Origin of the sequence: Oricola indica, assembly GCF_019966595.1 — a bacterium.
GTDB classification, from domain to species: Bacteria; Pseudomonadota; Alphaproteobacteria; order Rhizobiales; family Rhizobiaceae; genus Oricola; species Oricola indica.
Genome location: NZ_JAINFJ010000030.1, coordinates 1 through 8,025 on the forward strand (window position 1 = coordinate 1; position 8,025 = coordinate 8,025).

The 8,025-nt window shown below is 58.4% G+C and carries 6 protein-coding genes and 1 pseudogene; 3 read left to right on the forward strand and 4 right to left on the reverse strand.

Translation table 11 applies throughout. The features are described from left to right. Positions 1-451: 451 nt before the first annotated feature. Positions 452-766: a S8 family serine peptidase gene (locus LC343_RS25190; RefSeq protein ID WP_274385191.1), complete on the reverse strand. Its 315-nt coding sequence runs from the start codon at positions 764-766 to the stop codon at positions 452-454. A 32-nt stretch (positions 767-798) separates the two neighbouring features. Here LC343_RS25190 and LC343_RS24680 point away from each other — a divergent pair. After that, positions 799-1,404 (forward strand): annotated as a pseudogene (locus LC343_RS24680) (helix-turn-helix domain-containing protein); the annotation flags it as partial. Positions 1,405-1,722: 318 nt separating this feature from the next. Here LC343_RS24680 and LC343_RS24685 read toward each other — a convergent pair. The 3 genes from LC343_RS24685 to LC343_RS24695 all read right to left on the reverse strand — a co-directional run bounded on the left by LC343_RS24685 (position 1,723) and on the right by LC343_RS24695 (position 4,041). Further along, complete coding sequence (locus LC343_RS24685; RefSeq protein WP_025030042.1) at positions 1,723-2,163, reverse strand: hypothetical protein; 441 nt, start codon at positions 2,161-2,163, stop codon at positions 1,723-1,725. 166 nt (positions 2,164-2,329) lie between these two features. Beyond that, positions 2,330-3,376: a nucleotidyl transferase AbiEii/AbiGii toxin family protein gene (locus LC343_RS24690; protein WP_223479808.1), complete on the reverse strand. Its 1,047-nt coding sequence runs from the start codon at positions 3,374-3,376 to the stop codon at positions 2,330-2,332. After that, on the reverse strand, positions 3,373-4,041 hold the full coding sequence (locus LC343_RS24695; RefSeq protein WP_223479809.1) for a DUF6088 family protein: 669 nt from the start codon (positions 4,039-4,041) through the stop codon (positions 3,373-3,375). The genes LC343_RS24690 and LC343_RS24695 overlap by 4 nt, the downstream gene beginning before the upstream one ends. 154 nt (positions 4,042-4,195) lie before the next feature. Here LC343_RS24695 and LC343_RS24700 point away from each other — a divergent pair, with 154 nt between their 5' ends. Further along, complete coding sequence (locus LC343_RS24700; RefSeq protein WP_223479810.1) at positions 4,196-5,467, forward strand: metallophosphoesterase family protein; 1,272 nt, start codon at positions 4,196-4,198, stop codon at positions 5,465-5,467. Beyond that, on the forward strand, positions 5,467-7,986 hold the full coding sequence (locus tag LC343_RS24705) for a YhaN family protein (protein ID WP_223479811.1): 2,520 nt from the start codon (positions 5,467-5,469) through the stop codon (positions 7,984-7,986). Before LC343_RS24700 ends, LC343_RS24705 begins: the two co-directional genes overlap by 1 nt. Positions 7,987-8,025: the final 39 nt, after the last annotated feature.

Here is an 8,025-nt window from a genome sequence, read left to right on the forward strand (position 1 = left end):
CGGAGGAAAACAAGATCCCCAATATCAGCAGAAGATGTAAAACTGATCGCAAGCCGGTCGACTCAACAACGATGACGCGGTTCTTATATACCCTGCGGCTCAGACGGCAAATCACAAAAGCGTTGTCCGTTCGCTGTGAAAGCTTAGCAAAATTCGGGCCTTGACCATTCACTGCGTCCGAGGGTGTGATGCCAATAAAAATCAGTGTGGGTCGCGTCCAGGCAGGAGGCTGGACTGCATTGGAGACAAGCACCTTTTTCCTCGCTGGCCGAGAGTCCGCTCACGGCAATTCGAGCAACGTTATCAACTCGCACCAGCGATTTGTGCCCGGGAAACGGCGTCGTGAAACGTACGTACAGGCTCGCCCTCGCGCGACCAGCCCAAAGTGTTCCACGAGGCTGCTGATCCAATCAGGTCTAGCAATTATGGGTTCCGCAGCGTAAGATTCTGATCAACCGAGTGCCCGCAAAACACGCAATGCATTCGCGAGACCAGCGGCAGCTCCCTCCTCCGGAGAGCCAGTTGCAGCGTTCCAAACCGGATCGGCAGATCTGAGTAGAATGCTTTTGACTTCGTGTGGTTTGAGGTTTGGTTCTGCCTGCAACAATAGCGCACATATGCCGGCAACTTGCGGGGTTGCTGCGGAAGTGCCCGAAAAAGCAGCCCAGCCGTCACTCTTGATCTGATCATTGAGGGTCACGTCGTCGCCGACGATGTTCTGGAATGAGCGACACGAGACATAGGTGACGGAACGTTCCGGACACATGGGTAACACTTTTCGCTTTGCGGGAGGTGTTGATGCCGTGGAGAGAGTGTTCGGCAATGGAGGAACGTCTACGTTTCGTGGCCCGCCTTCTGGAAGGAGAAGGCATGAGCGATGTGTGCCGGGAGTTCGGGATTTCCCGCAAGACCGGCTACAAGATCTTCAACCGCTACAAGGAGGAGGGTCTTGAAGCGCTTTGCGATCGCTCGCGGCGACCGGTCAGATACGCCAACCAGTTGCCCGACCAGATCGAGCGGCTGATCGTCGAGACCAGGCGCGACAAGCCGCACTGGGGCGCGCGCAAGATCAGGGAATTGCTGGTGCGCAGGCTGGCCGGCGACGTGCGCATTCCGGCCAGGTCGACGGTCCACGCCGTGCTCGACCAGCACGGCCTTGTGAGCCAGGCCCGCAAGAGGCGCAGGGCGAACAAGGCCGAGGGCACGCCGCTGTCGCAGGCCGCCCGCCCCAACGATCTGTGGTGCGCCGATTTCAAGGGCGAGTTCAAGACGGGCGACAGCCGCTACTGTTACCCCCTGACGGTGACCGACCAGGCCTCGCGCATGATCCTCGCGTGCGAAGCTCTCGAAAGCACGAAGGAGCGGCCGGTCATCGAAGCCTTCGTCCGGCTCTTCAAGGAGCGCGACAATGAGGAACAGAGTATCGCTTCGATCGGGCCGGACGCTTCGTTTCGTCATGATTCCCTCCTAACTCACGACATTGATAGTGACCTCCGAGGGTCGCTTGAACAGATAGGTCTCGTCAAAGGCGAACGGCTCGCGGCGAGGGTTTCGGCCCACCTTCCAATCATGCTCAGCGAAACTCGGTTACGATAACTGAGAATTATCAGGGCCTCAAAAGCGCGTAGCAATCGCCAGCGCTCTGTCGGGTCAGGCCTGTTAATAGCCCGTGTGTTCTGGCTACTGACCAAAAATTGTATTTAATCTTTGGTCAGTAGCTGCCTATCGTGCCGTCAACAAACGGCAGGCCAGTTCCCGGTCGCCCCAACGTGTCGAAAAGGTATCGGAGACTTCGAACCAGCTTCCGTCGTTGCCGGCACCGTGGTTAGCGCCCATGCATGAACATTGGCACTCATGACCGAGCGCTTCCTGGCATGCTCTCGCGCAGATCTCCTGCTCGCGGTAGGGCTGAATGATGTAGATCTTGCCATATCTGACCAGCGCTCGATCGACGAGGTCATTGAACCATGATTTCGGCAACTCCCAGTAAGCTTCTGTGCCGCCGATCCATTCGGGAGCAGTTCGCCGCCCGTTCTGAAGCCAGTGCCGATTGTCGTCGGCGAATGGCAGTCGCACGCGAATTCGCTCGCCTCGCCCCGTACGGCGCAGCACAACAGGTATTTGCTTCTGCTTCCAGACGTAGGAGAGGGTGAGCTGATCCATCATCTGCCTCAGCTTGTCTCAGAACGCAGGACACGGGACTAATTCTAGTGCTCCGGATTGCCAACGCCCGATGGTTCCGTCTGTCCTGCTCCCAATGGACGTATCACCAGAATATCAACGCAGCTCTCACCTTTGTATTCTGGCGCTTTACGTCCTTGTTCTCGCATCAGGTTGCGACCTTGTTCAATTGATGTTCGATCGCTGCTGCGGATGCAAGCACGTCCTCAAATTCAGGCGCCGTTCCGAAGATCATTGCGGTCGTGTTGGCGTAGTCTTCCTTGAGCGCCGCCACCATGCCGTCGACAGGCTCAATGGCGAATGTACCCGGCATGGCCGAGGCGAGGTCCATGTCAGGTCGGTTGAAGAACATCCGCGCATGTCGGACGCAATCTGCACCGAGATCAAAATCTCCGAGGGCAGCCAGGCCCACGTCTGAGTTTAGGAGGCAATGAAGATCGTAATAGTGCCGCGACACGCGTTGACCTTCTTGGCGAAGGACGCCACGCCGCTCATACCAGCGGCGCAAGCCATGCGCGATGACAACCTTGTCCCAGAAGGTCCGTGTTGCCTCGACAGTGGTTACGTCAGCTACTGCCAAATCCAATGATGACGCCTCGTCGGCGATGTAGGGGCGGATCGTGACGGGCCGATTAGGATCAAGCGCTGACTTTGCGCCGGATTCGATTCGAACGGCTGGGCGCACATATGCGCCGTCGCGCGGCTCAACCTCTGGATACCAGACGAGAAGTGTCTGTCCGTCGGGATCGGCCTCGTCGATCTCGATGCGCCCTACACCACCGGTTAGGTCGGCCAGTTGCTCGGCAAGAAGTTCTCGAAGCGGGCCGGTGATATACGCGCGGCACGCGTCCCGGATCGCATCCAGTCTGGCACGGCGTTTCTTGTTCGAGAGGGCTTCGAGTTCTTCGACCGACGCCGGTTCGTGGAGATCATCGCGGAAAACGGTGATGTCGATATCCTCGGAGAACCGTTGAATGAGACCGTAAGCTTTCGACAGCGATGTGCCGCCTTTGAAGAGGAGGCGCGGCGCTCCGGCAGGTCGCTCATGATAGAGCGCGTTCAGGGTCCAGCACACCCAGAAGTCCTTCTCGATATTACCCACTGGCGCTCCGAGACGGTTAGCGGTTGCCAGGAATAGATCGAGCCGGTCCCGCGCGGGGGTCTCGACGACCTGCTTGTAGGCGGTCGTGCTCATTGCTCGGCCTCGTTGGTATCAACGGGAGTGACAAGGTCGCGCAGGAATTCCTGCATCCAGATCGGCAGGGCTGAAAGGCCGGCGCGAAGGTCGTCACGGATCGCTTTTCCGTGTTTTGGATCAGCGAACAAACGGCGCAGCACATCCCCTACCCGGTCTCGCTCGTCGTCATGGGACAGCATGTCCTGCATCCAGTACAGGGCCTGGACGACGCGCATGGCCGGTCGGTCGGCCCAGTAGAGCCGGCTCGGGGCGGCAAACTTGAAATGAATTTCCTGCTTGCCGAGTTTGATCGGCTTCAGCCGTGCATCAACCAGCACTTCGATGCGCGCCGGGACGGCCGTGGTAAGACCGAGATCGTTTGCGGCGGTCATTCCATCGACAACAGCCCGCGCCTGGTCGCGACGGGTCACAGCTCGGATCACAGCCCGATAGTCCGGAACGGTGGGCTGTCCCGTCAGAGAGTTTTTACGCGGCCGATCATAGAGACCGCGATCAATGCGGCGGAGCTCGCCGGCGGCGGCGAGCCGCTGCAGGGCTTTGTCTACGGCGGCACGCCCGCCGAGATCGGCGAAATCGGCAGGCGTCCAGACCTCGTCGGGCTGAGACGCAACCCGAGCAAGCAGTTTGGAGCGCAGATCTGTATCTTGAGCTGGAGCCGTCATGTCCGAAATATGCTACATTTTTCGGACATCAACAAGAGAGTCCGAAGAATGTCACATTTTTCGGACTCGCCTCGACCGCTAAGCACTGACCGATTCGCCGGGAATTGCATAATTGCGTTTTACTTTCATCGCTCAGGTAATGGACAATGCACCTATGGCATTCCGATTCATCCATACTGCGGACCTTCATCTCGATTCCCCGCTACATTCGCTTGCACTACGCAATGGTGACCTCGCTGAGATGATCGGCGACGCCACGCGGCAAGCCTTGGTGGCGATCGTCGATCTGTGTATCGATGAGCAGGTGGATGCGCTGATTATCGCCGGCGACCTCTATGACGGCGATCAGACATCGATGAAGACTGCCCGGTTTTTGGCCAGCCAGATGCAGCGGCTCAACGAAGCCGGCATCGCGACCTTCATCATCCGAGGAAATCACGACGCCCTTTCGCGCATCACGCAGGAACTGATCCTGCCGCCGTCGGTCACCGTTTTCGGCGGGCGCGCTCATTGCGTCGACATCACCAAGGACGGGCTCGCACTTTCCATTCACGGCCTGAGTTTCGCCAAGCCACAGGCTCCAGAAAGCCTTCTTGAGAAGTATCATCGCCCTACCCCGGATGCTGTCAATATCGGGATCATGCATACGAGTTTGTCGGGCGCTCCAGGGCACGATCCATATGCGCCGTGCAAGCTATCCGACCTCCAGGGCTGGGGATTCGATTATTGGGCACTGGGACACATCCATGTCCGGACCGAATACGCCGGCGATCGCGTAGTGGTCATGCCAGGAATGCCTCAGGGACGGGACATCAATGAAGCCGGGGAAAAGACAGTCACCCTCGTTACGGTCAATGCCGATCAAAGCCTCAGGATCGAAGAACGCACGACAAGCACCGCCCAATTCGAACGCGTCCCGGTCGACATGTCCTCGGCGGAGACCTGGCGAGAGGCAGCCGATCTGATTGAGGCAGAGATTTCTGGAGCACGCGAACAAACACGATCTCAGCACCTTGTGGCTCGTCTTCGATTGACAGGTGCGACCCCGTTGTCATGGCGGCTGCGACGCGATCGCGATTTGCTGCTGGCTGAAACCGAGCAGCGCGCGGAGAGCTTGGGAAACACCTGGATCGAAAAGATCGATTTGGCGACAACGGCGCCGGTCAGCAAACCGGTTGGAAGCGCGACCGCCGATCCAGTCCTTGAACTCGGCGAGTTGATGCGAGGCGACATCATTCAACAGCATGGCGTTCGACAAATCGTGCAGGACCTCGTCAAGGAACTGCGCGATGACCTGCCGCCGGAAGCGCGCGGGTTCAGCGGCAACAACGAAGACGAGTTCGAGGCGCTGGTCGATCAGTTGCTGTCCGAAGGAAGCGAGGACATGCTGGCTCGGCTCAAAGCCAACGCTCCGGAGGTCGATTGATGCGCCTGCGCCGGCTCGATCTCACCCGCTACGGCAAGTTCACCGATTATTCGATCGACTTCGGGGAGCATGAGAGCGACACACCGGATTTGCATATCGTCTACGGCCTGAACGAAGCCGGCAAATCGACGGCTCTTTCCGCCTATCTCGATCTCCTGTTCGGCATTGAGGAACGCACGCGCTACGGTTTTATTCATCAAGGTAAAGCCATGGAGATCGGCGCCTGTCTGGAGTTCGAAGGATCGGCCCACGAGTTCAGGCGCGTCAAGCAGCGCAGCAATTCCCTCTTGGATGTGAACGGGCAGCCGGTCAACGAGGCGGTTCTGAGCGTCCCGCTCGCCGGTCTGACACGTGACGCCTATCGCATGATGTTTTCGCTCGACGACCAGACACTCGAGGATGGAGGCAACGCAATCCTGGAGAGCAAGGGCGATCTGGGCGAACTGTTATTCTCGGCAAGTGCAGGCCTGGCTGGCGTCAATTCCATTCTCGAAACTGCCGCGGCCGAAGCCGACGGCATTTTTCGGAAGCGCGCGAGTTCGACCGCAATCGCAGGTCTGAAGCGACAGATTGCGGAGCTGAAATCAAAGCGCGACGAAATCGATGTGCAGGCCTCCTCTTACAAGACGCTGACGGCAGCGCTTGAGCAAGCCCAGACTGCCTATGACGCCGCCATGAAGGAGATCGCGGCGGCCAAGGTGCGTCATGAGGAGATAATCCGTACTCTGCGCGCCTACCCTTTGGCGACCGAATACCTTCAGGGGCAGGAGAAGCTGTCGGAATACAAGGACATGCCAAACCCTCCGGCGGAATGGGCGACCGCTCTTCCCGAGCTCATCGTCGAGGAGACGCGGCTTCGAACACAGACTATCGGCCTCAAACAGCGTGAGCAGAAGCTTCGTGACGAACTCGCGGGGTTGATCGTCGAGGACCGTCTGCTCGAGATGGCAGATGATCTCGATCAGCTTGGAGACGCCGCCGCACGCTACATGACGGCTGCAGACGATCTGCCGAAAAGGAACGACGCGCTGGCTGAATGCACCCGCAATATCGATCTTATTCTCGCGACCTTGGGACAATCCAATGTCGACGACCCCAAGACACTTCTTGTTCCAGCCTCCACGATCGGAGCGCTTCGTGATCTGATCACCCAAAAAACCGGCATCGATGTCGCGCACCAATCAGCCGAAAAGGAAGAAGCGTCCGCCCGGCAGGCTCTGGAAGATGAGCAGCGCGCTCGCCAGGCGCTTGACGGACAAGGCGTCGCGGTCGACGCGGGCAAGATCGCACAGCTTCAGTCCGTACTGAAACGCCTGCGCGACGGAAATCTGGCTGCCGAACTTCGCCTTGCGGAGCGAGCCCTTCCCGAGAAGAGACGCGCCTTTGATAATGCTATCCACAACCTCCATCCCTGGGCTGGCGAGGGGACGGAACTACGCAAGATCTCGCCGCCCCAACCCGATCAACTGGCCGCATGGAAACTGATTTTTGACGGGATCGAGAAGAGACGCACACAGATCGTCGAGCGGAAACGGGACCTCTCGACAAAATGCAATGAGGATACCGTCAGGATCTCTTCCCTGCGTGAAGCATCCACCATTAAGGATGACGAGGAGGCGAAAGCTGCCCTGCTTCAACGTGACCAAGCGTGGGCACAACACTTGTCCAGCTTGGATCGAGAAACGGCTGATCGTTTCGAAAGGGAAATGCGAACGGCCGATGCGATCGTCGATATACGTCTAAATGGCCTCAAAGAGCTCGAGGAGTTGCGGTCCCTGTCGGGTGCATTGTCGGTCACAAAGGCAAATCTCGATCAGCAAAACCGCCTGATGCAGGAGGTCGATGATGAGCTCGAGGAGTTGCGCCGCGAAATCCGGTCCGAGACTCCAACCGAGATCGAACTGGCTGCGGACAAACCCACGTATGCCTGGCTAAAAATAGTGAGCAGCTGGGCCGAGGCCCGCACCTCGGCACTGGTTGCATATGATGACCTCCGGCGATCTCTGAGCGACATTGACGAAGCGAATTCAGTGATAGCAACGGAAAAGACCTTTCTCTCTGAATCCATGATCACCTTTGGGATCGATGTCGAGGGACTGGATTTGGCTGCATTGATGCAGGCAGCCGACAACATTCTCACGGAACACGCTACCAACCGAACCAGATGCATCGAAGCCGACAAACGCCTCGCGGAGTTTCAAGCCGCAGCGGCTCGGCGAAAAACGGCATTGGACGAAGCCGTAGCTGCATTCGAGGAGTGGCAGCGTGCTTGGGGGAGCACCCTCTCCAACACCTGGTTTTCCGATCGTCAAAGCAGTGTCGGCGCGATACGAGAACTCCTCGACGCTATGACCAGTCTCCCCGAGGCGTTGCGCGAGCAGGAAGACCTGACTCATCGCATCGCGTCGATGGAATCCGATCAGGCAGCCTTCGCTGATACAGTCGAGCGGCTGCATATGGCGCTCGGAGAAGCGTACGATGTGAACCGCCCCGGGTTTGCCGGAGGCTCCAACTCCTGAGTAGGATGGAGCATCATGAGCAAGACGACGAACAAGTAT

What these genes read in the sequence shown, in the direction of transcription:
- LC343_RS24695 (WP_223479809.1), bottom strand. Translation starts at nt 4,041, where the DNA reads ATGACGGCTCCAGCTCAAGATACAGATCTGCGCTCCAAACTGCTTGCT.
- LC343_RS25190 (WP_274385191.1), bottom strand. Translation starts at nt 766, where the DNA reads ATGTGTCCGGAACGTTCCGTCACCTATGTCTCGTGTCGCTCATTCCAG.
- LC343_RS24705 (WP_223479811.1), top strand. Translation starts at nt 5,467, where the DNA reads ATGCGCCTGCGCCGGCTCGATCTCACCCGCTACGGCAAGTTCACCGAT.
- LC343_RS24700 (WP_223479810.1), top strand. Translation starts at nt 4,196, where the DNA reads ATGGCATTCCGATTCATCCATACTGCGGACCTTCATCTCGATTCCCCG.
- LC343_RS24685 (WP_025030042.1), bottom strand. Translation starts at nt 2,163, where the DNA reads ATGGATCAGCTCACCCTCTCCTACGTCTGGAAGCAGAAGCAAATACCT.
- LC343_RS24690 (WP_223479808.1), bottom strand. Translation starts at nt 3,376, where the DNA reads ATGAGCACGACCGCCTACAAGCAGGTCGTCGAGACCCCCGCGCGGGAC.